Consider the following 542-nt stretch of genomic DNA (forward strand, 5'->3'; position numbering starts at 1 on the left):
GAAGAAGGAAGAGGGAAGAAGGAAGAAGGAATAGGGAAAAAGTTGATAGGTACTCAAACTCCAAGCAATTGTAAACATTCTGTAGACGGCGGAGTATTAAACCACAAAGAAAAAGATAAAATTAACAACAAAAATGATAAATTTTCAGCACAAAAAAATAACTCAGATAGTCAACTTACAACAACTTTAAAAAAAGGTATAGTTTGCCAAGTTACTGATGAATTTTTTCAGCGACGAGACGGTTCACATTTTCCCGTAGAATATGTAAGCACACCTATTTTAGAACAGGGAAAAATTATTGGTGCAGTTGTAACATTTAAAGATATAACAGAACGTCAAGCAGTCGAACAGATGAAAAACGAATTTATTTCTGTTGTGAGTCACGAGTTACGCACTCCTCTTGCTTCTTCTTTGTTGTTAATTTTATCTTTTTCTTTGTGGTTTAATACTCCGCCGTCTACAGAATGTTTACAATTGCTTGGAGTTTGAGTACCTATCAACTTTTTCCCTATTCCTTCTTCCTTCTTCCCTCTTCCTTCTTC

At 34.9% G+C, this 542-nt stretch carries 1 protein-coding gene; it reads left to right on the plus strand.

From position 1 onward, the window contains the following. Nucleotides 1-489 (plus strand): PAS domain S-box protein (locus D5R40_RS33790; RefSeq protein ID WP_134239689.1); only part of this gene is annotated, 489 nt, incomplete at its 5' end. Nucleotides 490-542: the final 53 nt, after the last annotated feature.

Source organism: Okeania hirsuta (assembly GCF_003838195.1).
Taxonomy (GTDB): Bacteria; Cyanobacteriota; Cyanobacteriia; order Cyanobacteriales; family Microcoleaceae; genus Okeania; species Okeania hirsuta.